Origin of the sequence: Kitasatospora sp. NPDC048407, assembly GCF_043200475.1 — a bacterium.
Lineage (GTDB): Bacteria > Actinomycetota > Actinomycetes > Streptomycetales > Streptomycetaceae > Kitasatospora.
The window spans coordinates 76,090-102,724 of the sequence record NZ_JBICXW010000023.1; the positions used below are offsets into that span (position 1 = coordinate 76,090).

Sequence of the window (26,635 nt, forward strand, 5' to 3'; positions counted from 1 at the left end):
AGCGGACACGGAAGGTCGACCGAACGGAGCATCCCGTCAACAGGAAGGAACCCCAGGTGAGTTGAGAGCAGCGCTGAGACGGGTGAGCCCGGGAGGGCGACAGCGGCGAGCGGGAGTGACGCAAAGATTCCGACGTGTTGAGGGAGGTCTGTGCTGGTCGGCGGCTCGGCGGAGGTGGGGTGCCCGGCAGCCGGCCGGGCCCCGACCCGCGACGCGCCGGTGGAGCCCGTTGCTGCCACCGGATCGGGCGACGCCCGAGTGGCGGTAGCACTGTGCAGTGACTTGGTCACGCTACGCTCCCTTATGGCGTCCCTATCAGCACATGACTCGGCAGAACGGCGCAGACCAACGCATGCCCACTCACATTCCCGGACACAGGGTGACCGGTGACGGTCGGTCCCCGGACGGGACCGGGGCCGAGACCCGCAACGCCGCGGAGCTGCGGGCCAGGCCCTCGGGAGTCGTGGGAATGGCGAGGCCGGGCAATCCCCCGACCGCGACCCCACAGTCCCAGGCCCGTCCCGCTTCGCCCTCGCCCCTTCCCCGTCCTCCCGTCCCGCTGGGGCCGTCGGACCGGCAGTCCCCAGCGCGCCCGTCCATCGAACGGCCCGGCCAGTTGCTGCCCTGCCCACAAGCAGTGCCGTCCAGTGTGGCCAAACCGAGGCCGCGCGGGGAGGAGACCACCAGCACCCCGCCGGGTGGGTCGGCGCCGGTCGGTGGTGGGAGTGCCGATCAGCCGGGCGCCGACCAGCCGGGCGGCAGTCAGCTCGGCGAAGGCCAGGGCGACGATGGGCCGACGCCCGGGCGGGCTGCGGCCGAAGCGCAGGCGGCGGGTGCCTCCTTCGTCGACGCGTCGCCCGCGAACGCCAGGCCGGTGCGGGGCCAGTCCAGGCGCGGCGCGCGTTCGAAGGTGAAGCCGGGGGAGCTTCCCGCCCGGAGTTCGCAGGTTCGCCGACAGACGGGCGGGCCGGAGGCGGAACGTTCCTCGGATGCGGCAGCCGCCGCGTCGGCAACGGCGCCGGAGCCGGGGCAGGGCGAGTCGCAGCCTCAGCCCCAGCTTCTGGCCGAGCCGCCGCCGGTCGGTCCGCGGCCGGTCGCGCTGCCCGGGCCGGCCTCGGCGTCGACGTCCAGGCCTGCGCCCGTGTCCGAGACTCCCGTGTCCGAGACTCCCGTGTCCGAGACTCCCGTGCCCGAGACTCCCGTGTCCGCGACGCCGGCGACTGCGACGCCGGCGTCTGCGGCACCCGCGTCCGCGGACGGCGAGGGCTTGGCGAATGCGGAGGCCGGGCCGGGCGCGCGTGTTGGCGCGGTGGTGCCTGCGCCGGCGGCGGCGCCCACGGTGGGTGGTGCCGGGCCCGAGGGTGCGGAGGTTGAGGGGAAGACAGCGGCGGCGAGTCGGGGCAGCACAAAGGGCGGGGCGGACCAGTCGGCGCTCCAGATGCTGTGGCGTTCGTACAAGGAGACGGGCGCCCAGGGGCTGCGCGACCAGCTGATCCTGCACTACTCGCCGCTGGTGAAGTACGTCGCGGGCCGGGTCGGGGTCGGACTGCCAGCCAATGTGGAGCAGGCGGACTTCGTGTCCTCGGGGGTCTTCGGGCTGATCGACGCCATCGAGAAGTTCGACATCGATCGGGCGATCAAGTTCGAGACCTACGCGATCAGCCGGATCCGCGGCGCGATCATCGACGAGCTGCGGGCGCTGGACTGGATCCCGCGGTCGGTGCGGCAGAAGGCGAAGGCGGTCGAGCGGGCCTACGCCACCTTGGAGGCCCGGTTGCGGCGGACGCCGCACGACCCCGAGGTGGCGGCGGAGATGGGCATCGCGCTGGACGAGCTGCACACCATCTTCAGCCAGCTGTCGCTGGCCAACGTGGTGGCGCTCGACGAACTGCTGCACTCGGCGGGCGAGAGCGGTGACCGGCTGACTCTGATGGAGACGCTGCCGGACCACGGTGCCGACAACCCGGTCGAGATCGCCGAGGACCGCGAGCTGCGCCGCCTACTGGCCTCGGCGGTCAACACCCTGCCCGAACGGGAGAAGACGGTGGTGACGCTCTACTACTACGAGGGCCTGACGCTCGCCGAGATCGGCCAGGTGCTCGGGGTGACCGAGAGCCGGGTCAGCCAGATTCACACCAAGTCGGTGCTGCAACTGCGGGCGAAGATGTCCGACGCCCGCTGAGACGAGGATGCGAAGGCGGGGACGGCTCGCGAGGTCGGCGGATCGGCGGGTACGCGGTGTGCGCCCCCGTCGGCCGTTGGCGTCCGTAGAGTTGGTGCGTGCCGAAAATCCGGGCGGCCACGGTGGCCGAGCATCGACAGTTGCAGCAGGCAGCACTGTTGGACGCCGCGCGCGTCCTGTTGGCGGAGGGCGGCAGGGAGGCGCTGAGCTTCGGTGCCCTTGCCGCGCGGGCCGGCCTGGCCAGGTCCTCGGTGTACGAGTACTTCCGGTCCAAGTCGGAGCTGGTGGAAGCCCTGTGCGCGGTGGACCTCCCGCTGTGGGCCGCCGAGATCGAAGCCGGCATGGCGGCCTGCGACGGTCCGGCCGAGCGGATCGAGGCGTACGTCCGGGGGCAGGTCGCGCTGGCCACCGATCCGGTGCACCGCGCCCTGGTGGCTGTCGCCGAGTACGAACTCGACGACGCGGCGCGGGCGCGGATCAGGGCCGCGCACACCGGCCTGACCGCGCTGGTGGTGCGCACTTTGGAGGAACTCGGCCATACCGGGCCGGCCGTCGCGGCTTCGCTGTTGCAGGGCGTGGTGGAGGCGGCGGTCCGCCAGATCGAGCGGGCCCGGGAGGCTGCCGAGGTGCCGGAGATCGCCGACGCCGCGGTGCGGTTCGCTCTGGACGGCCTCCGGTCCGGTGCCGCGGGAACCGCCGGGGTCGACGCGGACTCCGGTTCGGGCGCGGGCTGATCCGGCCTCGGGGGAGTCGAGCGGCAGCAAGCGGGCCCGGCCGGTGCCGAGCAGGGCGAGTGGATCGAGGTAGCGGGTGCCGCGGAGCAGGCCCCAGTGCAGGCAGTCGACGGGGCAGTGCCCGGAGTCGGCGGTCAGTTCGCCGATCGGTTCGCCCGCCGCGACCGCAGCGCCGACCGGGACGGACCCGGCCACCGGGAGGTAGGTGGTCCGCAGCGGGGGAGCGCCCGAGCCGGTGTGGGTGATCACCACGATCGGGCGGCCGGCCACCTGCCCGGAGAACGTCACCACGCCGGGCGCGGCCGCCCGCACCGCCGTACCGGCCGCGGCTGCCAGGTCGACGCCGCGATGCCCGGCCGCCCAGCGCACCGGAGGCGGATCGAACCGCCGCAGCAACCCGGACCGATCACCCACCGGCCACACCCTCCCCGGCCCCGGCCCGGCCGTCCCGAGCCGTACCGCCCCCGGCCCCGCCGCCGCGGAGAACCCCACCGGGGCCACCGCCACCGGGCTCCCCGACCCGTTCCCACCGGTGATCGCGGACGCAAGACCCGCCATCACCAGCACCACACCGACGCGAACCGCCACCCGCCTGAACGAACCCCGCCCGCACCCCACGCCAACCTCCCTCAACGCGACGAAACCGGCACAGCGCCAGCACCCGGCGCAAACCACGACAAGCCCGCTCAGCAGGCGCGACCCCCACCATGGAGGTCGGAGCGTCGGCGTCGCCCGCCGATTCCGGAGGCTGTGGACAAACCGGGGGCTGTGGACAACTGCCGTCCCCCACAGGGGTGAACGGTGGGCGGCGGGACGCCCGTAGCGGTGCTGAACAGGGCGGCGGGACCGCACCGAGTCGCCCGCCGCTCGGGGCTTCCCGTACACTTCACACGCGACCCGGTCTGCCGGGTCGACTTCGCACGCCCCGCCACCGACGGCCCGCCCCTCCGGGGAACGGTCGAAAGGTGCGAGTGCCGCTCGGTCCGCCGAGCCTGCCGAGGCCGCAAGCCCCGAGTAGGCCAAGCGGCTTGGCACGTCGGGGCGTCAGGCGTGACGGTCGCCCGACCGGCACGGACAAACCGAGAGCCCCGGCACCCCGCAGAGCGCACCTGCCTCGCGGCGCGCCGGGAAACACAGAGGAGTACGGCACATGGCCGTCGTCACGATGCGGGAGCTGCTGGAGAGCGGCGTCCACTTCGGTCACCAGACCCGTCGTTGGAACCCGAAGATGAAGCGCTTCATCTTCACGGAGCGCAACGGCATCTACATCATCGACCTCCTGCAGTCGCTGAACTACATCGACCGCGCCTTCGAGTTCGTCAAGGAGACCGTTGCCCACGGCGGCAGCGTCCTCTTCGTCGGCACCAAGAAGCAGGCCCAGGAGGCCATCGCCGAGCAGGCGACCCGCGTGGGCATGCCGTACGTCAACCAGCGCTGGCTGGGTGGCATGCTGACCAACTTCTCGACCGTCTACAAGCGTCTGCAGCGCCTCAAGGAGCTCGGCGAGATCGACTTCACGGATGTGGCCGGCTCTGGCCTCACCAAGAAGGAGCTCCTGGTCCTCCAGCGCGAGTACGACAAGCTGGAGAAGACCCTCGGCGGTATCCGCGACATGCAGCGCGTTCCCAGCGCTGTCTGGATCGTGGACACCAAGAAGGAGCACATCGCGGTCGGCGAGGCCCGGAAGCTCAACATCCCGGTCGTCGCCATCCTCGACACCAACTGTGACCCGGACGAGGTCGACTACAAGATCCCGGGCAACGACGACGCGATCCGCTCCGTCACCCTGCTGACCCGCGTGATCGCCGACGCCGTCGCCGAGGGCCTGAAGTCCCGCGCCGGTGTCGCCAAGGGCGACGCGAAGGCCGAGCCGGGCGCCGACCAGCCGCTGGCCGCCTGGGAGAAGGAGATCCTCGAGGGCGAGAAGGCCGCCGAGGCCCCCGCCGCCGAGGCTGCTGCCGAGGCCCCGGCCGAGGCTGAGGCTCCGGCCGCCGAGGCCGAGCAGGCCTGACGTACCACCAGGGTGAGGGGCACCGGCCGGGCTGAGCCGGTGGGTGCCCCTCTCTCCCGTGCCGGGGTACCGCACCCCGGGCCCCGGCACTTTCCCACGCAGACACGCGAGACGTGAGAAGAGATCACACGATGGCGAACTTCACCGCCGCGGACGTCAAGAAGCTCCGTGAGCTCACCGGCGCCGGCATGATGGACTGCAAGAAGGCTCTGGACGAGGCCGAGGGCGACGTTCAGAAGGCCGTCGAGCTCCTGCGCATCAAGGGCCAGAAGGGCGTTGCGAAGCGCGAGGGCCGTGACGCCTCCAACGGCGCCGTCGCCGCGCTGATCGCCGAGGACAAGAAGTCCGGCGTTCTGGTCGAGCTGAACTGCGAGACCGACTTCGTCGCCAAGGGTGGCAAGTTCGTCGAGGTCGCCGACGCGATCGCCGCGCACGTTGCCGCCACCTCCCCGGCCGACCTGGAGGCCGCGCTGGCTTCCGAGATCAACCCGGGCCAGACCGTCCAGCAGTTCGTGGACGAGGCCAACGCGACCCTGGGCGAGAAGATCGTCTTCCGTCGCTTCGCGCAGTTCGACAACGACGGCTTCGTCGGCGTCTACATGCACAAGTCGGACCCGGACCTGCCGCCGACCATCGGTGTCCTCGTCGAGCTCGACCAGGAGAACGCCGAGACCGCCAAGGACGTCGCGCAGCACATCGCCGCGTTCGCGCCGAAGTACCTCTCCCGCGAGGAGATCCCGGCCGAGGAGCTCGAGAACGAGCGCCGCGTCGCCGAGGCCACCGCGCGCGAGGAGGGTAAGCCCGAGGCTGCCCTGCCGAAGATCGTCGAAGGCCGCGTGACCGGCTTCGTCAAGGAGAACGCCGTCCTGGAGCAGGCGTTCGCCAAGGACAACAAGAAGTCCGTCGCCAAGGTCCTCGAAGAGGCCGGCGTCACCCTCAAGCGCTTCGTTCGCTTCCGCGTCGGCGCCTGAGACCGTTCCGCGCAGTTCCTCCCCGCCAGGACCGGCCCCGGGCCGGACATAAGGTAGGAGGACACGCCCGTCCGTAAGGACGGAGGAACGCGCCGACCGCGCCCTCCAGCACCCCGTGGGGGCGGCGTCGGCACCATGAACGACGAGGAGGCCATTGCCGTGCAGGAGACCGTACCGGTTCCCGCGGCAGTGGCCTCCTCGCGTATACACGGCACCGGGCCCGCACGCCCGGCGTCGTGAGTAGCACTTGCAGATCTGCTGACCAGCAGGCGGAGAAGGGAAAGTCCATGCAGGAGACGCAGGAGACCGCACCGGACGGCACCCGCCGCCGGGTACTGCTCAAGCTGTCCGGCGAGGCGTTCGCCGGCGGAGGCGGCCTCGGCGTCGACCCGGACGTGGTGCACGCCATTGCCCGTGAGATCGCCACGGTGGTGCGCGCGGGAACGGAGGTCGCCATCGTGATCGGCGGCGGCAACTTCTTCCGCGGCGCCGAACTCCAGCAGCGCGGCATGGACCGGGCCCGTTCCGACTACATGGGCATGCTGGGCACCGTGATGAACTGCCTCGCGCTCCAGGACTTCCTGATCAAGGAGGGCATGGAGACCCGCGTGCAGACCGCCATCACGATGGGCCAGGTCGCCGAGCCGTACCTGCCGCTGCGCGCCATCCGGCACCTGGAGAAGGGCCGCGTGGTGATCTTCGGCGCGGGCATGGGCATGCCCTACTTCTCCACCGACACCACCGCCGTGCAGCGCGCCCTGGAGATCCACGCCGACGTCCTGCTGATGGGCAAGAACGGCGTCGACGGGGTCTACGACTCCGACCCGCGTACCAACCCCGCCGCGGTCCGGTTCGACGCGCTGGACTACACCGAGGTGATCTCCCGCGACCTCAAGGTCGCCGACCTGACCGCGATCACCCTGTGCAAGGACAACCGCCTGCCGATCCTGGTCTTCGAGCTGCTCGCCGAAGGCAATATCGCCCGTGCGGTCAAGGGTGAGAAGATCGGCACACTCATCAGCGAGGACTCCGCCCAGGCCTAGTCGCCGGGGGCACTGAGTAGCAACAGCCGTCCGGGGCACCGGTACGGAACAACAGCAGATGAACCGGACAGGGAGCACACAGTGATTGACGAGACCCTCCTCGAGGCCGAGGAAAAGATGGAGAAGGCCGTCGGGGTCGCCAAGGACGACCTTGCCGCCATCCGTACCGGCCGTGCACACCCGGCGATGTTCGCCAAGATCGTCGCGGAGTACTACGGCGCCCTGACGCCGATCAACCAGCTGGCCTCGTTCTCCGTCCCGGAGCCGCGGATGGCCATGGTCACCCCGTTCGACAAGACCGCGCTGAAGGCCATCGAGACCGCGATCCGCGACTCGGACCTGGGCGTCAACCCGTCGAACGACGGCTCCGTCATCCGGGTGGTGCTCCCGCAGCTCACCGAGGAGCGCCGCCGCGAGTACATCAAGCAGGCCCGCGGCAAGGGCGAGGACGCCAAGGTCTCGGTCCGTTCCATCCGCCGCAAGGCGAAGGACGCGATCGACAAGCTGGTCAAGGACAAGGAGATCGGCGAGGACGACGGCCGCCGCGGCGAGAAGGAGCTCGACGACCTGACCGCCAAGTTCGTGGCGCAGATCGACGAGCTGCTCAAGCACAAGGAAGCCGAGCTGCTGGAGGTCTGACCCCAGACCCCGCGCGTACGCCCCGGTCCGGCGGCTCTGTCCGCCCGGCCCGGGGCGCGGCTCGACCCGGGCCGGCACCAAACGGGTCACTCGCGGCGGCCTCCGGTATGGCACAGGGGGCGGCGCGGCACAGACTCAGTTCATGCCCCCCGCCCAGGAGACCTCCGTGGCCCAAACCGACCAGCAGCCCCGCAAGCCGCGCGGCGGCCGCAACCTGCCCGCCGCGATAGGTGTCGGAGTCGGCCTCGGGGCGGTGATCGCGGCCTCGCTGTTCGTGGTCAAGGCGGTCTTCATGGTGGTGGTGGCCGCCGCCGTAGCCGTCGGCATCTGGGAGCTCACCAGCCGGCTCGCCGAACGCAAGGACATCCACGTCCCGCAGATCCCGCTGCTGGTCGGCGGCGTCGGCATGGTGGTGACCGGCTACTTCGAGGGCGGCCAGTGGGCCGCCGCGATCCTGGCGCTCACCGGCCTGGCGATGATGGTCGCCCGGATGTCCACGCCGCCGGAGAACTACCTGCGCGACATAACGGCAGGCGTGTTCACCGCGTTCTACGTGCCCTTCCTGGCGACCTTCGTCGCGCTGATGCTGTCCGCCGACGACGGCGCCTGGCGGATCCTGCTGTTCCTGGTCGTCACGATCTGTTCGGACACCGGCGCGTACGCCGTCGGCTACAAGTTCGGGCGGACCAAGCTAGCCCCGACCATCAGCCCCGGCAAGACCCGCGAGGGCCTGGCGGGCGGCATCGGCCTGTCGATGATCGCCGGCGCGCTGCTGATGCACTTCCTGATCGACGGCGGCGCCTGGTGGCAGGGCCTGATCCTGGGCGGCTGCGCGGCCGTCACCGCGACCCTCGGCGACCTCGCCGAGTCCATGATCAAGCGCGACCTCGGCATCAAGGACATGGGCACCCTGCTCCCCGGCCACGGCGGCATCATGGACCGCCTGGACTCGCTGCTCCCGACCGCCCCGGTGGTCTGGCTGCTGCTCACGGTCTTCGTCGGCAACTGACGCGCGCGCGACCGCTACGGCCTCCGGTCTCCGGGGGCCGTTTTTCGGTTGAGCGCGGGCCGTCGGCCCGCTACCGTCCGCTGTGGCATAGGGGGGTGCGATGAGCAGACGGCGGTACGTGGCACGCGGCGTCCCGGGCGGGTACCGGATCTGGGACAACCGGTCGCGGCGGTGGTGGGGAGACCTGTACGAGCTGTGCCCGGACGATCTGGTGGCGGGCCTGAACGCGGGAGTCGACCATCCGACGCTGACGGCGCTGCTCAAGCGGTACCGGGCGGCGAAGAGGTAGCGACGGGGCAGGGGCCGCGGTCTGCGACACTGGATGAACCATGCCTAAGCCCGGAGAACTGACCTTTGTCGCGCCGCGTGGCGCCAAGCCCCCGCGACACCTTGCCGACCTCAGCCCTGCCGAGCGCAAGGAGGCCGTCGCCGAGCTGGGCGAACAGCCGTTCCGCGCGAAGCAGCTGTCGAACCACTACTTCGGCCGGATGTCGAACGACCCGGAGAGCTGGACGGACATTCCGGCGGCCAGCCGGGGCAAGCTGACCGAAGCGCTGCTGCCCGAGCTGATGTCGGTGGTGCGGCACGTGTCGTGCGATGACGACGCGACCCGCAAGACGCTGTGGAAGCTGTTCGACGGCACGCTGGTCGAGTCGGTGCTGATGCGGTACCCGGACCGGGTGACGATGTGCATCAGCTCGCAGGCCGGCTGCGGCATGAACTGCCCGTTCTGCGCGACCGGCCAGGCCGGGCTGACCCGGAACCTGTCGACGGCCGAGATCGTCGAGCAGATCGCCGCCGGCATGCGCGACCTGAAGACCGGGACGGTTCCCGGCGGCGAGGCCCGGCTGTCCAACGTGGTGTTCATGGGCATGGGCGAGCCGCTGGCGAACTACAACCGGGTGCTGTCGGCGATCCGTCGCCTCACCGACCCGGCGCCGGACGGTTTCGGGCTCTCCCAGCGCGGCATCACGGTCTCCACGGTCGGCCTGGTCCCGGCCATGCACCGGTTCGCGGACGAGGGCCTGAGCTGCCGTCTCGCGCTGTCGCTGCATGCCCCCGACGACGAGCTGCGGGACGAGCTGGTCCCGGTGAACACCCGGTGGAAGGTCGCCGAGGTGCTGGACGCCGCGTGGAACTACGCGGAGAAGTCCGGTCGCCGGGTGTCGATCGAGTACGCGCTGATCAAGGACATCAACGACCAGGCGTGGCGGGCGGACCTGCTCGGCCGGCTGATCAAGAACCAGCGGGTGCACGTGAACCTGATCCCGCTCAACCCGACGCCGGGTTCGAAGTGGACGGCCTCCCGCCCGGAGGACGAGCGCGAGTTCGTCCGCCGGCTGCAGGCGCACGGCGTGCCGACCACCGTCCGCGACACCCGCGGCCAGGAGATCGACGGCGCCTGCGGTCAGCTGGCCGCGGCGGGCTGAGGCCGCAGCAGCACGAACGCCCCGGTGGAAACCACCGGGGCGTTCCGCGTTCGTGGGTGCTACCTCAGCGGGCAGAGCGCCAGCGTCAGTCCGCCGGTCACCAGCAGGACGGTGCCGGCGGCGAGGGCGCGCAGGGCGAGGGTGCCGGTGAGCAGGCCGGGCGGGGTGCCGAGCCGGTCCAGGGTGGCGAGGGTGGTGCGGCGGTCGGCGCGCAGTTCCAGCAGCCGGGCGGCGAGCGCGGCGACGGCGCAGGCCAGGATCAGCAGCCCCTCGACCAGGGTGAGGGTGGGGACGTCGGCGTCGGCGCGGGCCCACTCGCGGCCGGCCACCAGCAGCAGCGCCGCGATCGCGGTGAGCACGGCCAGCGGTGTGCCGAGGCGGGGTGCCTGGGCGGTGAGCGCGCGGCCGGCCAGCAGGCGCAGCGGCGCGGGCCGGCGGATCACCATCAGCCGTCCGGCGAGGGCGAGCAGCGGGCCGGTCCACAGGGCGAGCGCGAGGGCGGCGAGCGTCCAGCCGGCCAGCAGGGCGGGGCTGGTGGCGGGCAGGCCGCCGGGCAGGTCGAGGGTCTTTTCGGCGTCGGTGGCGCCGGGCCGCAGTCCGTACAGTTCGAGGCCGATGCCGGCGAGCAGCAGCGGGCCCGGCAGGGCGAGCCGCCGGGCGCTCCAGCGAGCCGGGGCGGGTTCGGCGGGGCGGCCGGGCAGGGTGTCGGGGAACCGCACGGCGCAGGCCGCGGAGACTCCGGCGACCAGCGCGGGGACGGCGAGCAGGGTGACGGGTGCGGCGGTGGGCAGCGGGATGCCCAGGCCGATGTCGGCGGCGAGCGAGGGCCCGGCGATGTCGTTGCGCAGCACCAGGAAGAGCAGCAGGGTGAGCCCGGAGCCGAGGGCGTAGGCGAGGGCGATATCGCCGGCGATCAGCAGCCGGATCCGGCGGGGGCCGGCGCCGGCGGCGGTGAGGCCGGTGATCCGCTCGGGGTGCTGGGCGGGGACGGCGCGGGCGGCGACGGCGGCGAACCAGGCGACGGCGGCCAGCGGGGGCAGGCACCACAGCAGCCGGTCGGCGCCGGCGGCGGGTTCGGCCAGGGCCCGGCCGAGGGCGCGCAGCAGGAAGGCGGCGACCACGGCGGCGGCGGTGGCGGTGAGCAGCCAGCGGACCAGGTCGGGGGCGCGGTAGCCGCGGGCGAGTCCGAGATAGTACACGTCGGCCTCTCAGCGCCCGGCGGGGACGGCGGCGGGTTCGGTCGCGATCCGGCCGTCGATCAGGTGGACGGTGCGGTCGGCGTAGCGGGCGAGTTCCGGGTCGTGGGTGGCGAGTACCAGCGTCAGGTGGTGGGAGCGGGCGGCGCTGGTCAGTATCCGGAGGACCTGCTCGCGGGCGTCGCGGTGCAGCGGCGCGGTGGGGTCGTCGGCGAAGACCACGGGCGGCTCGGCGGCGAGGGCGCGGGCGACGGCGATCCGCTGGCGGCGGTCCTGCAGGAGGTCGGCGGGCCGCAGCTTGGCGCAGTCGGCGACGTCGAGGCGGTCGAGCCATTCGGTGGCGGCCCGGTGGGCGGCCCGGTGGCCGGCGCCGGCCAGCAGCAGGGGCAGGGCGACGTTCTCACGGGCGGTCAGTTCCGGTACCAGGTGCGGTTCGGGGCCGACGTAGCCGAAGCGTTCGCGGCGCAGCCGTTCGCGTCCGGCCCGGCCGAGGGTGTGCACGGGGGAGCTGTGGAACCAGACCTCGCCCTCGTCGACCGGGAGTTGCGCGGACAGGCAGCCGAGCAGGGTGGACTTGCCGGAGCCGCGCGGGCCGGTGACGGCGAGCATCTCGCCCTCGCGGACGCGGAGGGAGACGCCGCGCAGTGCGGGGGTGCCGTAGTGGGACTTGACGATCCCTCGGGCCCAGAGCACGTCGTTGTCGGGCGGGGCCGCTGACATGTGATCCATCCAGGTGCCGACGGGGATATGACAGTCGTCAGATTAGAACGATCGGACGGTGGTGCGGGTGCGCCGCACTGGCCCGAACGGGGGCGAATCGTCGCGAAAGCGGCGTGTTGCCCGCAGATTTGCTTCCGGATACGCCGAAGGGCGGTCCCGACGTGAGGAGTCGGGGCCGCCCTTCGGTGGAGGGTGGGGAAGAAAGCTCAGGTGATCAGATCTTCGCCCACGCGTCGGTCAGGCTGGTCCGCAGGATCTGCTCGATCTCGTCGAAGGTCGACTGGTCGGAGATCAGCGGCGGGGCCAGCTGGATGACCGGGTCGCCACGGTCGTCGGCACGGCAGTACAGGCCGTTGTCGAACAGCGCCTTCGACAGGAAGCCGTACAGAACGCGCTCGACCTCTTCGTCGTTGAACGACTCCTTGGTGACCTTGTCCTTGACGAGCTCGATGCCGTAGAAGTAGCCGTTACCGCGAACGTCGCCGACGATCGGCAGGTCGCGCAGCTTGTTCAGGGTGCCGAGGAACTTCGACTCGTTGTCGAGGACGTGCTGGTTCAGGCCCTCACGCTCGAAGATGTCGAGGTTGGCCAGCGCCACCGCGGAGGACACCGGGTGACCACCGAAGGTGTAGCCGTGCAGGAAGGTGTTGTCACCCTTGTAGAACGGCTCGGCCAGGCGGTCCGAGATGATCGTGGCGCCGATCGGGGAGTAACCCGAGGTCATGCCCTTGGCGCAGGTGATCATGTCGGGCATGTAGTTGAACTTCTCGGCGCCGAACATGGTGCCCAGGCGGCCGAAGGCGCAGATGACCTCGTCCGAGACCAGCAGCACGTCGTGGCGGTCGCAGATCTCGCGCAGGCGCTGGAAGTACCCGGGCGGCGGCGGGAAGCAGCCACCGGCGTTCTGCACCGGCTCGACGAAGACGGCGGCGACGGTCTCGGCGCCCTCGTTGAGGATGGCCACCTCGATCTCGTCGGCGCACCAGCGGCCGTAGGCCTCGGGGTCGACCGTGCCGTCGGGGCCCTCGAGGAAGGCCGGGGCGCGGTAGATGTTGGTGTTCGGGGCCTTGTGGGTGCCCGGAACCAGCGGCTCGAACGGGGCCTTCAGGCCCGGCAGGCCGGTGATCGACAGGGCGCCCTGCGGGGTGCCGTGGTAGGCGACCGCGCGGGAGATGACCTTGTACTTGGTCGGCTTGCCGGTCAGCTTGAAGTACTGCTTGGCGAGCTTCCACGCGGTCTCGACGGCCTCGCCGCCACCGGTGGAGAAGAAGACCTTGTTCAGGTCGCCCGGGGCGTAGTTGGCCAGGCGCTCGGCCAGCTCGACGGCCTTCGGGTGGGCGTAGCTCCACACCGGGAAGAAGGCGAGCTCCTTGGCCTGCTTGGCAGCGGCCTCGGCCAGCTCCTCGCGGCCGTGGCCGGCCTGGACGACGAACAGGCCGGCGAGCCCGTCGAGGTACTTGCGCCCCTTGTCGTCCCAGACGTAGGTGCCCTCGCCCCGGACAATCGTCGGCACGGGGGAGTTCTCGTACGACGACATGCGGGTGAAGTGCATCCACAGGTGGTCGTAGGCGGTCTTGGAAAGGTCCTTCTGCGCCGGCTCGGCTGTCATCGGGTGCCCCAGGTGTAGGTCTGTTTCCGGAGCTTCAGGTAAACGAAGCTCTCGGTGCTCCGCACGCCGGGAAGCGAGCGGATGCGCTTGTTGATCAGTTCGAGGAGGTGTTCGTCGTCCTCGCACACCAGCTCTGCGAGGAGGTCGAACGAGCCCGCGGTGCAGACCACGTAGTCGACCTCGTCGAACGCGGCCAGCGCGTCCGCGACCGGCTCGATGTCGCCCTCGACCCGGATGCCCACCATCGCCTGGCGGGTGAAGCCGACGGTGAGGGGATCGGTCACGGCGACGATCTGCATCACGCCCTGGTCGAGCAGCTTCTGGACGCGCTGTCGAACGGCCGCCTCGGACAGGCCTACAGCCTTGCCGATGGCGGCGTACGGACGGCGCCCGTCCTCCTGGAGTTGCTCGATGATCGCCTTGGAGGCGGCGTCGAGGGGAACGCTGGCGTTCCGGTCACGGTTGGCCACGCCGACACTGTGCCCGACATGGCAAGGATTCGCAAGCGGTGATGCTGCTGATTTCGTCGTCCATTCGATGATCAAGAACGGAATGCGTGGCGCTTCGGGCGGGTCCCTGTCGATTCCGGCAGTGTCGGAGGTAGTCTGACGACGTACACGCGCGAGCGTGCACACCGCCGATCGTGGCTTGTCGCTGACATGCTGTGTCTGCGCCGGTCCGGAGTAATCTGGCGCCCGGGGATGCAACGAGGCAGGCCCAGACCGAGGAGAGACCCGTGAGCGAGCTTCGTACGCTGCGCAACTACATCAACGGTGAGTTCGTCGACGCGGCGGACGGCCGCACCCTCGACATCGTCGACCCGACCACGGGTGAGGTGTACGCGACCTCCCCGCTGTCCGGTGCCGCCGACGTGGACGCCGCGATGGAGGCCGCGGCCGCCGCGTTCCCGATCTGGCGGGACTCCACCCCGTCCACCCGGCAGAAGCTGCTGCTCAAGATCGCCGACGCGGTCGAGGCCCGGGCCGACGAGATCGTCGACGCCGAGGTCCGCAACACCGGCAAGCCGCGCGCGCTGACCCTCTCCGAGGAGATCGGCCCGATGGTCGACCAGCTGCGCTTCTTCGCCGGCGCCGCCCGCCTGCTGGAGGGCAAGGCCGCGGGCGAGTACATGGACGGGATGACCTCCATGATCCGCCGCGAGCCGGTCGGCGTCTGCGCGCAGGTCGCGCCGTGGAACTACCCGATGATGATGGCCGTGTGGAAGTTCGCCCCGGCGATCGCCGCGGGCAACGCCGTGGTGCTCAAGCCGTCCGACACCACCCCCGCCTCCACCGTGCTGCTGGCCGAGATCATCGGCGGCGTGCTGAAGGAGATGGAGCTGCCGGCCGGCATCTTCAACGTGATCTGCGGCGACCGTGAGACCGGCCGCCTGATGGTCGAGCACCACACCCCGGCGATGGCCTCCATCACCGGCTCGGTCCGGGCCGGCATGCAGGTCGCCGAGTCCGCCGCGAAGGACGTCAAGCGCGTCCACCTGGAGCTCGGCGGCAAGGCCCCCGTGGTGGTGTTCGACGACGCCGACATCGCCGAGGCCGTCGAGGGCATCTCGGTCGCCGGCTACTTCAACGCCGGCCAGGACTGCACCGCCGCCACCCGCGTGCTGGTGCACGAGTCGATCCACGACGCGTTCGTCGAGGCGCTCGCCAAGGCCGCCAAGGACATCAAGACCGGTGGCGTGGACGACGAGGACGTGCTCTACGGCCCGCTCAACAACGCCAACCAGCTGAAGCAGGTCACCGGCTTCATCGAGCGCCTGCCCGAGCACGCCAAGGTCGAGGCCGGCGGTCACCGGGTCGGCGAGGTCGGCTACTTCTACGCGCCGACCGTGGTCTCCGGCCTGAAGCAGGACGACGAGATCATCCAGAACGAGGTCTTCGGCCCGGTCATCACCGTGCAGAAGTTCACCGACGAGGAGCAGGCCGTCAACTACGCCAACGGCGTCGAGTTCGCGCTCGCCTCCTCGGTGTGGACCAAGGACCACGCCCGCGCGATGCGGATGTCCCGCCGCCTGGACTTCGGCGCGGTGTGGATCAACACCCACATCCCGCTGGTCGCCGAGATGCCGCACGGTGGCTTCAAGAAGTCCGGCTACGGCAAGGACCTGTCGTCCTACGGCTTCGAGGACTACACCCGGATCAAGCACGTCATGACCGCGATCTGACGCGGTAGCGGACGGAAGAGGGGCGCGAGGAACTGGGCCACCGATCATCGCTCTACGTGAGTGCATGGTCGGGCGCGCAGTTCCTCGCGCCCCTTCACGTTGTCAGGGTGCGACACGAGCTCCGTGACACGATGCAGCTGCCCCGGGAGGAGTCGGCTCCCTACGCTGGGCGCATGAGCACTCCCACCGCTGACTCGGTCGCCGGGCAGGCCGTCAAGGCCGCCGATCGTGCGCACGTCTTCCACTCGTGGTCCGCCCAAGCACTGATCGACCCCCTCGCGGTGGCCGGTGCCGAGGGCTCCTACTTCTGGGACTACGACGGCAACCGCTACCTGGACTTCTCCTCGCAGTTGGTGAACACCAACATCGGTCACCAGCACCCGAAGGTGGTCGCCGCGATCCAGGCGAAGGCCGCCCAGCTGTGCACCATCGCCCCGGGCTTCGCCGAGGAGTCGCGCAGCGAGGCCGCGCGGCTGATCGCCGAGCGCACCCCCGGCGACCTGGACAAGATCTTCTTCACCAACGGCGGCGCCGAGGCGAACGAGAACGCGATCCGGATGGCCCGGCTGCACACCGGCCGGCACAAGGTGCTCTCCACCTACCGCTCGTACCACGGCGCCACCGCCAACGCGATCGCCCTGACCGGCGACCCGCGCCGCTGGGCGAACGAGGCCGGCGTCTCCGGCATCGTGCACTTCTGGGGCCCGTACGCCTACCGCTCGAACTTCCACGCCGAGAACGAGGCGCAGGAGTGCGAGCGTGCGCTCGCGCACCTGGAGCAGACCCTCGCGTTCGAGGGCCCCGGCACCGTCGCGGCGATCATCCTGGAGACCGTGGTCGGCACCGCGGGCATCCTGGTGCCGCCGGCCGGCTACCTGGCGGGCGTGCGGGAGATCTGCGACAAGTACGGGATCGTGTTCATCCTGGACGAGGTGATGGCCGGGTTCGGCCGCACCGGCGAGTGGTTCGCCGCCGACCACTGGGGCATCACCCCCGACCTGCTGACCTTCGCCAAGGGCGTCAACTCCGGCTACCTGCCGCTCGGCGGCGTGGCGATCTCCGGGGCGATCGCCGAGACCTTCGCGCAGAAGGCGTTCCCCGGCGGCCTCACCTACTCCGGCCACCCGCTGGCCTGCGCCTCCGCCGTGGCCACGATCAACACGATGGCCGAGGAGGGCATCGTGGAGAACGCCAAGCACATCGGCGAGAACGTGCTCGGCCCCGGCCTGCGCGAGCTGGCGGAGCGGCACGCCTCGATCGGCGAGGTCCGCGGCCTCGGCGTGTTCTGGGCGCTCGACCTGGTGAAGAACCGTGAGACCCGCGAGCCGCTGGTGCCCTACAACGCGGCCGGCGCCGACAACGCGCCGATGGCGCAGCTCGCCGCGGCCTGCAAGCAGCGCGGCCTGTGGCCGTTCACCAACATGAACCGCTTCCACGTGGTCCCGCCGTGCAACATCAGCGAGGAGGACGCCAAGACCGGCCTGGCCGTCCTCGACGAGGTGCTCACCCTCACCGACGCGCACGTGATCTGACGAAACGGCAGCTGAGAAGGCCTCGGGCGACTGCCCGGGGCCTTCGTGCTGCGGTCGGTAGGTACGATGATCGGCTCAAGCAGCCCTGTCGGGTGCCGCGGACCCGCATCGAGGAGCCTTCGGATGAGCCAGTACCACCCCTACGGCGCCCCGTCGTTCCCCGGCACGGTCCAGCACGGCGGCGAGCACCTGCCGAAGATCGCCCACCTGCTGGCGCCTGGCGAGCAGGTGCGCGGCATCGTGGACACCGACCTCTGCGACCTGATCCGCCGTCCGCCGCGCCGCTACCGCAAGGCGCACTCCGGGGGTGTCGCCGAGGTCGGGCTCGGCTGTCTGTTCGTGCTGGTCAACCTCGGTGAGTTCCTCGCCTACCTGGTGGAGGACTGCACTTGGGGCGTGATCCGCATGTTCCGCCGGCTCTTTCGCGGCCGCGGCCTGATCGGCGGCTGGCGGAGCCAGGCCGGACAGTTCGTCGTCGCGGTGCGCTCCGCCGACGGCAACTACGAGAACGACGACGTGCTGATGGTCTTCACCGACCGGCGGATCCTGCTGGCCGGCCGCGGCGGCAGCCGCACCCTGCGGGCGCTCGGCGAGCTGCCCTACGCCCAGCTGGTCCGGGTCGAGCCTCGGCACACCTGGCTCTCCAACCGCGCCGACCTGCACTTCGCGGACGGCTCGAAGGCCGCGCTGGAGATCATCGAGAAGGAGCTCAACCCGCTGGTCGCGCTCGGCCCGCGCTGACCCCGGGGGCGCGTCAGCGGCGCACCGCGTCCAGCGCCAGCAGGGCGACGTGCAGGGAGAGGCAGGACTCCACCTGGTCCAGGTCGACGCCGAGGATGCGCTCGACCTTGTGGAGGCGGTCGTAGAAGGACGGGCGGGACAGGTGGGCGGCGTCCGCGGCGGCGGACTTGTTGCGGCCCTGTTCCAGGTAGATGCGCAGCATCTGCACCAACTGGCCGCCGTGTTCGGCGTCGTGGGCGAGGAGGGGGCCGAGCTCGCGTTCCACGTAGGTCTGCAGGCGCTCGTCGTCGCGCAGCAGGTGCAGGAGGCCGCGCAGGCGGACGTCGGGGAGGCGGTAGTAGGCGGCGCGACTGCCGGGGGCGTCGTGCAGGGCGGCGTCGGCGACCTGGGTGGCTTCCAGCAGGGCGCGGCGGGCGTCGCGGACCGAGCCCACCGAGGAGCCGACCGCTATGACCGGTTCGGCGGCCGCGCCGTCCCGGCCGGCCTCGGTGGACAGCCGGCGCAGCGCCGCGGCGAAGGCCTCCAGCGAGGTGTGTTCGTCCTGCTGCGAGCCGAGCGCGATCAGGACGCCCACGCCCTCGTCGTCCAGCGCGCCGACCAGGGCGGAGAGCCGGGCGGAGCGGATCGCGGTGGCGGCCAGTTCGGTGAAGTCGCGCAGGCGGGCCTGCGCCTCCAGGGCGGCGGGGAGCGGACCCTGACGCTGCCTCAGCACCACGCCGACCAGGCGGCGGCCCTCCAGCGGGACGCCGAGAGCCTGTGCGCGCAGCGACACCTCGGAGACGGTGAGGGCGTGGGTGAGGATGCCCGACAGCAGGGTGCGGTGGGTCTGCCGCTCCAGCGACTCGCGGTCGCGGACCACCAGCCGGTTCAGCGCGAGGGTGGCCGCGCCGCGCTCCAGCAGCATCGCGTGCTTGTGCGGCATGTCCCGGGGGAGCGGCGCGGGCTCGTCGACCAGTACCAGTCGGCCCCAGTCCTGGCCGCGCGCGCCGACCGTGGTGACCAGCCAGCCCGAGCGCGGGTCGTAGCCGGTGCGGCCGGGCGGGTGGACGCCGCGCGAGCGGTGCTCCCAGTTCTCCAGCAGCTCCTGCTCGCCGCGGCCCGCCGTGTCGTGCGCCAGCACCTGGTGGGCCAGGTTCTCCAGCACCACCGGCGCGCCCGCCATCCGGCCGACCTGCCGGACCACCTCGGAGGGCTCCGCGCCCTCGGTGGCCAGCTCGTTGAACACCTGGTGCACCGCCTCGGACACCCGCAGCTGCTCCAGCTGCGCGTTCACCACCAGCGCGTGCACCGCCTCGGTCACCGCGACGAACTTCAGCTCGCGGCGCAGCACCACCAGCGGCAGGTTGTGACGCTCGGCGGCCGCCACCAGCGCGCGTGGCAGCGAGTCGAAGTAGCGCCGGCCGAACTCGATCACCAGCCCGGCCACCCCGACCTCGGCCAGCTCCCGCACGTACCGGGCCAGCCCCTCCCGGTCCTCCGGGAGCGCGATGCCGGTGGACAGCACCAGCTCACCGCCGTGCAGCAGCCCCGCCAGGTCCGGCAGCTCGCTGACGTGCACCCAGCGCACCGGCCGCTCCAGCGCGGAGGCGCCGGCCACCACCTGGGGCAGGCCGCGCCGCATCACGTCGAGATCGAGCACGCGGGCGACGGTGGGGAGCATCGCGGGTACCTCCAGGGGTTTCAGGGTGTCAAGTGAATCATGCTCGTGAGCAACGCCCTGTCGCCCAGGTGCGGGCCTTGCAGCGTGTAAGGAGGGTCGGGAGGGCCGTTGCTGAGTGACGCTTGCCCCGGCCACCCGAATCGAGGCATCGTCGGCCGGGTCGAGTAGGCAATGGAGGCAACTCATGGACCTGACCAGCTTCAACGACGGCGCGCAGTACATCGCGGGCCGCTTGACCCGAGCCTCCGGCGGTGAGCCGTTCAGCGTGGTCAACCCCGCCGACGGCAGCACCGTCCAGCAGGTCGAGCTCGCCACCACCGCCGATGTCGACGCGGCGGTTGCCGCCGCCCGCGCCGCGTTGCCCGAGTGGTCCGGCGCCACCCCCGGCGCCCGCTCGGAGGCGCTGAACCGGCTGGCCGGCATCCTCGGCGAGCGGGCCGGCCAGTTCGCCCGGGTGGAGACCGCGCAGACCGGCAAGCCGATCAAGCTGTCCACGGAGTTCGACGTCCCCGGCACCATCGACAACACCGCGTTCTTCGCCGGCGCCGCCCGCAACCTCGAAGGCAAGGCCGCCGGCGAGTACAGCGGCGACCACACCTCGTACGTGCGCCGCGAGGCGATCGGCGTGATCGGCAGCATCGCGCCGTGGAACTACCCGCTGCAGATGGCCGCCTGGAAGATCCTCCCGGCCATCGCGGCCGGCAACACCATCGTCCTCAAGCCTGCCGAGCTCACCCCGCTCACCTCGCTGATGTTCGCCCGGGCCTGCACCGACGCCGGCATCCCCGACGGCGTCGTCAACGTCATCACCGGCGCCGGACGCACCGCCGGCGAGCATCTGATCGGACACCCCGACGTCGCCATGGTGTCCTTCACCGGCTCCACCGCCGTCGGCAAGCGGGTCGCCGAGATCGCCACCGCCACCGTCAAGCGCACCCACCTCGAACTCGGCGGCAAGGCCCCGTTCGTGGTCTTCGACGACGCCGACCTGGACGCCGCCGTGCACGGCGCCGTCGCCGGCTCGCTGATCAACAGCGGCCAGGACTGCACCGCCGCCACCCGCGCCTACGTCCAGCGCCCGCTGTACGACGCCTTCGTGGCCGGCGTCGCCGAGCTGTACGCCGCGATCCGCCTCGGCGACCCGATGAACCCGCAGACCGACCTGGGCCCGCTGGTCTCCTTCGCCCACCGCGACCGCGTCGCCGGCTTCGTCGAACGCGCCCGCTCCTACGCCACCGTGGTCACCGGAGGCCCCGCCGACGGCAAGGGCCACGACGGCACCGACCTCACCCTCGGCGCCTACTACCGTCCCACCCTGATCGCCGGCGCCGCCCAGGACAGCGAGGTCGTCCAGGGCGAGATCTTCGGCCCCGTGCTCGTCGTGCTGCCCTTCGACAGCGACGAGGAGGGCCTGCGGCTCGCCAACGACACCCCCTACGGCCTGGCCGCCTCCGCCTGGACCCGCGACATCCACCGCTCGCTGCGCGCCACCCGGGAGATCGCCGCCGGCTGCGTCTGGGTGAACGACCACATCCCGATCATCAGCGAGATGCCGCACGGCGGATACAAGGCCTCCGGCTACGGCAAGGACATGTCGCAGTACTCGCTGGACGAGTACACCCAGGTCAAGCACGTCATGTTCGACACCACCGCGGTCGCCCGCAAGGACTGGCACCGCACCATCTTCGGCGACCGCTGACCACGCGGGCGGCGCAGCGTGTCGTGCAGCTGCGCCGCCGCACCGGGCGGCCCGGGCGGCCCACACTGTCCCCATGGACACCAGCACCGCCGACCCCGGGCCACCCGCCCTGGACCCGCACGCCGACCGCACCCGGCTGCTCACCGACGCCCAGCCGTACTGCCTGCAGCACGCCCTCGCACTCGCCGGAGCGGACGCGCTCCGGCTGCACGGCCTGCCCGTCCGGCTGCACGGCACCGACCTGCTGCTGCTGGTCTGCGCCGGCGGCCCGCCGCTCGCCGACCTCGCCACCGGACTCGCCGAAACGCTGCGCGCCGCCGGACACCGCACCGAGGACACCCCCGGCACCGCCCGCCGCCACCAACTCGCCGTCACCGCGTCCGGAGGGCTCGGGCTCCCGGACCCGGCCCGGCCCGCGCTCGGCATCGAACTGCGGCGCGAACCGCTGCGCCACCCGCCGGTGCTGTCCGACGGCGCCCCGCTCCCGGTCGCCGCGCTGGAGGACACCGCCGCGCTCGCCGTCCTCACCCTCTGCGAACGCGCGCTGCCCACCGACCTGTTCGCCCTGCACGCCCTGACCGCCCGGCTGCGCGAAGGCCAACTCCTCGCCCTGGCAGGCGCGTTCGACGAGGAGTTCACCCCCGGGATGCTCGCCGACCGGCTGGAGAGCGCCGCCGCGCTGCTCCCGGCCGGCGCCGCCGACATCCGGCAGTGGGCCGAGACCTGGGCCCAGGACCTGCGGCTCGACCTGCTGGAGACCACCGAACTCGCCGACGGGCTGCACGACCCCTACCTGGACGCCGGCGACGAGGATTCCGAGGCTCCCGACGACCTGTAAGGGTGAATCGCGGTTCTCCGTCAGGGTGCTCGTTGAGTGGACCAAGTACGCGGAGCAGACTGGACAACGAGCGCGGGACGTCCGTGGACAGTCGGAGGCAGAGACCTTGAGCAAGCACATCACGCACTGGATCGGCGGCCAGCCCGTCGCCACCGCCGGAACCGCGCCCCGCCGGGGCGACATCTTCGACCCGGCCACCGGGCAGACCACCGGCCAGGTCGACTTCGCCGAGATCGCCGAGGTCGACCAGGCGGTCGCCGCGGCCGCCCAGGCCTTCACCAGCTGGCGCAAGGCGTCCATCGCCAGGCGCACCCAGGTGCTGTTCAACTTCCGCGAGCTGTTCAACGCCCGCAAGGACGAACTCGCCGCGATCATCGTCGCCGAGCACGGCAAGGTGCACTCCGACGCCCTCGGCGAGCTCGCCCGCGGCCAGGAAGTCGTCGAGTACGCCTGCGGCATCCCGCAGCTGATCAAGGGCGGCTTCACCGAGCAGGCCTCCACCGGCGTCGACGTCTACTCGATCCGCCAGCCGCTCGGCCCGGTCGCCATCATCTCGCCGTTCAACTTCCCGGCCATGGTGCCGATGTGGTTCTTCCCGATCGCGATCGCGGCCGGCAACACGGTCGTCCTGAAGCCCTCGGAGAAGGACCCGTCCGCCGCCAACTTCATCGCCGAACTGTGGAAGGAAGCGGGCCTGCCCGACGGCGTCTTCAACGTCGTGCACGGCGACAAGGTCGCGGTCGACCGCCTGCTGGAGCACCCCGACATCAAGTCGGTCTCCTTCGTCGGCTCCACCCCCATCGCCCGCTACGTGTACGAGACCGGCACCCGCTACGGCAAGCGCGTGCAGGCCCTCGGCGGCGCCAAGAACCACATGCTGGTGCTTCCCGACGCCGACCTCGACCTGGCCGCCGACGCCGCCATCAACGCCGGCTTCGGCGCGGCCGGCGAGCGCTGCATGGCCGTCTCCGTGCTCGTCGCCGTCGACCCGATCGGTGACGAACTCGTCGCCAAGATCAAGGAGCGGATGGCCACCCTCAAGGTCGGCCCCGGCTGCAACGGCGACTCCGAGATGGGCCCGCTGGTCACCGGCCAGCACCGCGACAAGGTCACCTCCTACGTCGAGTCCGGCGTCGCCGACGGTGCCGAACTCGCCGTCGACGGCCGCAAGCACGCCATCACCGGCGAGGACGCCTCGGGCGTCCCCACCGCCGACGGCTTCTGGCTCGGCCCCACCCTGTTCGACCACGTCAAGCCGGGCATGTCCGTCTACAACGACGAGATCTTCGGCCCGATCCTGTCGATCGTCCGGGTCCCCTCCTACGACGAGGGCCTGGAACTGATCAACAACAACCCGTACGGCAACGGCACCGCCATCTTCACCAACGACGGCGGCGCGGCCCGGCGCTTCCAGAACGAGGTCGAGGTCGGCATGGTCGGCATCAACGTGCCGATCCCCGTCCCCGTCGCCTACTACTCGTTCGGCGGCTGGAAGGCCTCGCTGTTCGGCGACAGCCACGCGTACGGCGCCGACGGCGTCCAGTTCTTCACCCGTGGCAAGGCCGTCACCCAGCGCTGGCTCGACCCCTCGCACGGCGGCATCAACCTCGGCTTCCCCACCAACAGCTGAGAACGCCGTACGAGCCGAACGGCCGGCCCCCTGCCCGGGGCCGGCCGTTCGGCGTTCCGCTATTCCGTGCTGTTGTTCTTCACCTGCCGGCGCACCGTCGCCCGCACCGCACGCGACACCACCGGGCCGAGGCCGTCCACCACCTCGACCAGCACCCCCAGCTGGTCCAGCGCCCCGAACGCGCCCGCCGCGCCCGCCGGGTCCACACCGTCGTACAGCTCCAGGCCGATGAACCCGGCCGTCACCGCCTGCGCCAGCCCCTTCAGGTCGAGGAACTCCGCCAGCGGATGACCGACGAACAGCCGGACCAGGACGGCCTCGATCTCCACCGTCCACAGTTGCAGCGCCTCGGCCGTCACCTCCGCGAGCTGCGGATAGCCCTTCGCCCCCGCCAGGAACTGCCCCAGCAGCGCGACGTTCCCCTCCTCCTGCTCCCGCGCATGCAGCTCCCGGCCGACCGTCAGCAACTCGCGCAGCGACCGCACCTCCGCGAACCGCTCGCGGTACCGCTCCAGCCGCAGACCCGTCTCGCGCAGCGCCGCCGCAGCGAGCAGCCCCTCCACCGTCTTGAAGTGGTAGAACACCAGCGCCTGATTGGCCCCGATCTCCCCGGCGATGGTCCGCGCCGACACCCCCGCGATCCCCTGCCGCTTGAGCGCACTGATCGCCGCATTCATCAACCGCTCACGTGTGTCGCTCATGGGCCGCAGCGTAGTCGCCGGTCGTTGTCGCACTACATCCGGAAGCTCTCGCGCACCGGACGGACATGACGCGGAATTCCCTCCGCCCCCACCCGCGGGTACTCCGCCGTGAACCACCCCTGGTACCCCAGCACCAGCCCCACCAGAGGATTGCTCACCCGCACCTTGATCCGGAACCGCCCCGCCTCGTCGTCGAACCACTCGTGCAACTCCGCCCGCCCCGTCAGCAACTCCGGCACCACCGGCGCCCCCACCAGCGGCGCCAAGCGCTGCGCCGCCGAGGAGATCGTCAACCCGCCGCGCGCTGTCACCCCCAGCCGCAGATCCACCGCCAGCTCCTGATGCGTGCCCAGATAGTCGAGCACCGTCCCCGGCCGGCCCGCCGCCGCGACCATCGTCGCGTCGAACCGCCGCGGCCGGGTGAACTGGAACGTCCGCACGAACGTCACCGTCTCCCGTCCGAACCCGTCCCGGTACGCGTAATTGGCGATCGTGAACGGAATGTCCCGCCCCTGCTCCGGAAAGAGGATGTTGCGGCGCGCCCCCACACGGAGAAACGGCACCAGCAGCCGCGACCCGCGCTCGATCCGATCCATTCGTCCCGTGCCGATGCAGGCGATCCCATCCGCACTGGAGAAGCCGAACCGGCGCTGCAACTCCGGGTGCAGACGCTCGAAGTCCGCGCCGAGCGCCGCATGGAAGATCGAACGGGTCGGAGCCGCGGCGGCGGGGGAGCCGGCCGGGTCGGTGACGGCAAGGGTGACTGTCATGGCTGCTCCAGGGTGGTCGTGCCCAGGTTCCTGCTGGGTCGGCGTGGGGAGAGGTGCTTCCGGCTCGTAGAACTCGTAGAAGGAGCGGATCGGTCGGACGGTGGGGCGAGCGCCGTCAGGAGACGGGGCGCGCGGGCGGCGGCCCGGCCGCGAGCACCCGGGCGCGGGCGACGACGGCAGCGGCGGGCAGCCGGAGTGAGCGGAGAGGGCGGGACGAGCGCCGCGAACACCAGCACCACCCCCGCCGTGAGCACGCCCGCGACGGCCTGCCCCGTGACCGCCGCATCCACCACCCCCGCCAGCGCCACAGCTCCCGCCCGGACCGCCACCTCGGCCAGCCCGTGCCACAACGCCCGCTCCGGCGAGATCCCGCGCTCCGCCCACAGCCGCAGCCGGTCGAACGACCAGGCCGTCAGCCACCCCACGAACGGCCGCACCAGCCAGCGGTCCAGCTGCGCACCGCCGGGCCAACGCCAGCTGCGGTAGTCGTAGCCGGTGACGAAGGCGACGTGGGGCTCTCCGTCCGCCGAGGTCCCATCAGCCGCCGGGTCCTTGGAACCGCTGGGCAGGTAGCGCCAGTACCCCGCACCCTCCCGCAGCGGGGACCAGCCCGAGTCGGACGCGAAGCGCAACGCACTCACCCGCTGCCCGTCCGGTCGCCGCCGCTCGGCCGTGGTGACCCCGCTTCCCGTCAGCGCCGGCCCGCTTGCCAGCCCCAGCAGGTACCGGAACCGGACCGGCTCCGCTCCCTCGGCCGTCCCCTTCTCCGTCCCCGCCTCCGCACCGGACTCGGGCGGGTGCTCGCTCCGGGTGCTCTGCTCGCTCTGCGCGCTCTGCTCGCTCGGGGAGTTCAGGTAGTCGATGCGGCTGAATCGGGCGTCCCATCGCTGGTGGTGCCACGGCCGCTGGGTTAGCTCCCAGAGCGTGTCCAGATCCGTGCGGATCGACAGCTCCACATAGATCGGTTTGGTCGGGCGTCGCCCCTGACCAGGCATGAATGTCCCCTTGTTGCGAGTTTGAGCGATCGCTCAACGCTTGGCGCGGCCATCATGGCAGAGGTTTGAGCGACTGCTCAAGAGTTGGCGCTGCGGGGGTGATGGCGGGGCGCCCGCGGGAGGTGTTTGCGCCTGGGGCGGATCCGGCGTAGTGTTCACTGGTCGCTCGGCAGGGAGCACCGGACACGCAATCTGTGTGGACGGTCCCGGGGCGGCCAATCCCTGAGAACCACCCAGTTGATCCGTAGCGGGTCGCGTCCTTTTCGCGTCTCCGTTCGTATTTGCTGTGCGCGTTTTCGGAGATTGCGGCGGATTCGCTTTTCGGAGCGGGGATCGGCTAGAG

23 protein-coding genes and 1 pseudogene are annotated in these 26,635 nt (G+C 71.4%); 15 read left to right on the plus strand and 9 right to left on the minus strand.

Features of this window, described 5'->3' with window-relative positions; all coding sequences use genetic code 11:
• Positions 1–1,312: 1,312 nt before the first annotated feature.
• Positions 1,313–2,182: an RNA polymerase sigma factor WhiG gene (gene whiG / locus ACGFWJ_RS30825; protein ID WP_392955381.1), complete on the plus strand. Its 870-nt coding sequence runs from the start codon at positions 1,313–1,315 to the stop codon at positions 2,180–2,182.
• Positions 2,183–2,280: 98 nt separating this feature from the next.
• Complete coding sequence (locus ACGFWJ_RS30830) at positions 2,281–2,916, plus strand: TetR/AcrR family transcriptional regulator (protein ID WP_392955344.1); 636 nt, start codon at positions 2,281–2,283, stop codon at positions 2,914–2,916.
• A gap of 120 nt (positions 2,917–3,036) precedes the next feature.
• Here ACGFWJ_RS30830 and ACGFWJ_RS30835 read toward each other — a convergent pair.
• Positions 3,037–3,474: pseudogene (locus ACGFWJ_RS30835) on the minus strand (peptidoglycan DD-metalloendopeptidase family protein); the annotation flags it as partial.
• A gap of 592 nt (positions 3,475–4,066) precedes the next feature.
• Between ACGFWJ_RS30835 and rpsB the strand changes: the two are divergent.
• The 7 genes from rpsB to rlmN all read left to right on the plus strand — a co-directional run bounded on the left by rpsB (position 4,067) and on the right by rlmN (position 10,019).
• Entirely contained in the window at positions 4,067–4,927 is an 861-nt protein-coding gene (rpsB, locus tag ACGFWJ_RS30840; protein WP_387649330.1) for a 30S ribosomal protein S2, read from the plus strand.
• Positions 4,928–5,058: 131 nt separating this feature from the next.
• Positions 5,059–5,898 (plus strand): translation elongation factor Ts, encoded by an 840-nt coding sequence (gene tsf / locus ACGFWJ_RS30845; protein WP_387649333.1) that lies wholly within the window; start codon positions 5,059–5,061, stop codon positions 5,896–5,898.
• 287 nt (positions 5,899–6,185) lie between these two features.
• On the plus strand, positions 6,186–6,941 hold the full coding sequence (gene pyrH / locus ACGFWJ_RS30850) for a UMP kinase (RefSeq protein ID WP_387649334.1): 756 nt from the start codon (positions 6,186–6,188) through the stop codon (positions 6,939–6,941).
• Positions 6,942–7,022: 81 nt separating this feature from the next.
• Positions 7,023–7,580 carry a ribosome recycling factor gene (gene frr / locus ACGFWJ_RS30855; protein WP_014138333.1) on the plus strand — a complete coding sequence of 186 codons (558 nt, stop codon included), beginning with the start codon at positions 7,023–7,025 and terminating at the stop codon, positions 7,578–7,580.
• Between the two features lie 142 nt (positions 7,581–7,722).
• Positions 7,723–8,589 carry a phosphatidate cytidylyltransferase gene (locus ACGFWJ_RS30860; protein WP_392955347.1) on the plus strand — a complete coding sequence of 289 codons (867 nt, stop codon included), beginning with the start codon at positions 7,723–7,725 and terminating at the stop codon, positions 8,587–8,589.
• 100 nt (positions 8,590–8,689) lie between these two features.
• Entirely contained in the window at positions 8,690–8,878 is a 189-nt protein-coding gene (locus ACGFWJ_RS30865; RefSeq protein ID WP_392955349.1) for a hypothetical protein, read from the plus strand.
• Between the two features lie 40 nt (positions 8,879–8,918).
• The gene (rlmN, locus tag ACGFWJ_RS30870; RefSeq protein WP_387649339.1) at positions 8,919–10,019 is read left to right on the plus strand and encodes a 23S rRNA (adenine(2503)-C(2))-methyltransferase RlmN; all 1,101 of its coding nucleotides are present in this window, start codon (positions 8,919–8,921) and stop codon (positions 10,017–10,019) included.
• A 59-nt stretch (positions 10,020–10,078) separates the two neighbouring features.
• Here rlmN and ACGFWJ_RS30875 read toward each other — a convergent pair whose 3' ends face one another.
• The 4 genes from ACGFWJ_RS30875 to ACGFWJ_RS30890 all read right to left on the minus strand — a co-directional run bounded on the left by ACGFWJ_RS30875 (position 10,079) and on the right by ACGFWJ_RS30890 (position 14,014).
• Positions 10,079–11,218: a hypothetical protein gene (locus tag ACGFWJ_RS30875; RefSeq protein ID WP_392955351.1), complete on the minus strand. Its 1,140-nt coding sequence runs from the start codon at positions 11,216–11,218 to the stop codon at positions 10,079–10,081.
• A gap of 9 nt (positions 11,219–11,227) precedes the next feature.
• Complete coding sequence (locus ACGFWJ_RS30880) at positions 11,228–11,935, minus strand: ABC transporter ATP-binding protein (protein WP_392955353.1); 708 nt, start codon at positions 11,933–11,935, stop codon at positions 11,228–11,230.
• Positions 11,936–12,149: 214 nt separating this feature from the next.
• Positions 12,150–13,544, minus strand: coding sequence for an aspartate aminotransferase family protein (locus ACGFWJ_RS30885; protein WP_387649345.1), 1,395 nt, complete (start codon positions 13,542–13,544; stop codon positions 12,150–12,152).
• Entirely contained in the window at positions 13,541–14,014 is a 474-nt protein-coding gene (locus ACGFWJ_RS30890; RefSeq protein WP_014138339.1) for an Lrp/AsnC family transcriptional regulator, read from the minus strand. The genes ACGFWJ_RS30885 and ACGFWJ_RS30890 overlap by 4 nt, the downstream gene beginning before the upstream one ends.
• 266 nt (positions 14,015–14,280) lie before the next feature.
• Between ACGFWJ_RS30890 and ACGFWJ_RS30895 the strand changes: the two genes are divergently transcribed.
• The 3 genes from ACGFWJ_RS30895 (at position 14,281) to ACGFWJ_RS30905 (ending at position 17,999) form a co-directional block, all read left to right on the plus strand.
• A complete protein-coding gene (locus ACGFWJ_RS30895) occupies positions 14,281–15,726 on the plus strand; it encodes a gamma-aminobutyraldehyde dehydrogenase (protein WP_392955356.1) in 1,446 nt (481 codons plus the stop codon).
• Between the two features lie 173 nt (positions 15,727–15,899).
• Positions 15,900–17,258 carry an aspartate aminotransferase family protein gene (locus ACGFWJ_RS30900; protein ID WP_392955358.1) on the plus strand — a complete coding sequence of 453 codons (1,359 nt, stop codon included), beginning with the start codon at positions 15,900–15,902 and terminating at the stop codon, positions 17,256–17,258.
• Positions 17,259–17,381: 123 nt separating this feature from the next.
• Positions 17,382–17,999 carry a hypothetical protein gene (locus ACGFWJ_RS30905; protein WP_392955360.1) on the plus strand — a complete coding sequence of 206 codons (618 nt, stop codon included), beginning with the start codon at positions 17,382–17,384 and terminating at the stop codon, positions 17,997–17,999.
• 13 nt (positions 18,000–18,012) lie between these two features.
• On the opposite strand, the gene ACGFWJ_RS30910 is transcribed toward ACGFWJ_RS30905, so the two are convergent.
• Positions 18,013–19,659, minus strand: a complete 1,647-nt coding sequence (locus ACGFWJ_RS30910; RefSeq protein WP_392955362.1) for a PucR family transcriptional regulator — start codon at positions 19,657–19,659, stop codon at positions 18,013–18,015.
• Between the two features lie 184 nt (positions 19,660–19,843).
• Here ACGFWJ_RS30910 and ACGFWJ_RS30915 point away from each other — a divergent pair, with 184 nt between their 5' ends.
• From ACGFWJ_RS30915 to ACGFWJ_RS30925, 3 genes are all read left to right on the plus strand, one after another.
• Complete coding sequence (locus tag ACGFWJ_RS30915) at positions 19,844–21,358, plus strand: gamma-aminobutyraldehyde dehydrogenase (protein WP_392955364.1); 1,515 nt, start codon at positions 19,844–19,846, stop codon at positions 21,356–21,358.
• A gap of 73 nt (positions 21,359–21,431) precedes the next feature.
• Positions 21,432–22,196: a hypothetical protein gene (locus ACGFWJ_RS30920; RefSeq protein ID WP_392955366.1), complete on the plus strand. Its 765-nt coding sequence runs from the start codon at positions 21,432–21,434 to the stop codon at positions 22,194–22,196.
• 106 nt (positions 22,197–22,302) lie between these two features.
• Entirely contained in the window at positions 22,303–23,826 is a 1,524-nt protein-coding gene (locus tag ACGFWJ_RS30925; RefSeq protein WP_392955368.1) for a CoA-acylating methylmalonate-semialdehyde dehydrogenase, read from the plus strand.
• Between the two features lie 59 nt (positions 23,827–23,885).
• Here the strand turns inward: ACGFWJ_RS30925 and ACGFWJ_RS30930 are convergent, their stop codons facing one another.
• Genes ACGFWJ_RS30930 through ACGFWJ_RS30940 form a run of 3 tightly spaced genes read right to left on the minus strand, consistent with a single transcriptional unit; the run spans position 23,886 to position 26,292 of the window.
• Positions 23,886–24,527, minus strand: a complete 642-nt coding sequence (locus ACGFWJ_RS30930; protein ID WP_392955370.1) for a TetR/AcrR family transcriptional regulator — start codon at positions 24,525–24,527, stop codon at positions 23,886–23,888.
• Between the two features lie 32 nt (positions 24,528–24,559).
• Positions 24,560–25,297 (minus strand): DUF4166 domain-containing protein, encoded by a 738-nt coding sequence (locus ACGFWJ_RS30935; protein WP_392955372.1) that lies wholly within the window; start codon positions 25,295–25,297, stop codon positions 24,560–24,562.
• Positions 25,294–26,292: a hypothetical protein gene (locus ACGFWJ_RS30940; protein ID WP_392955374.1), complete on the minus strand. Its 999-nt coding sequence runs from the start codon at positions 26,290–26,292 to the stop codon at positions 25,294–25,296. Before ACGFWJ_RS30940 ends, ACGFWJ_RS30935 begins: the two co-directional genes overlap by 4 nt.
• Positions 26,293–26,635: the final 343 nt, after the last annotated feature.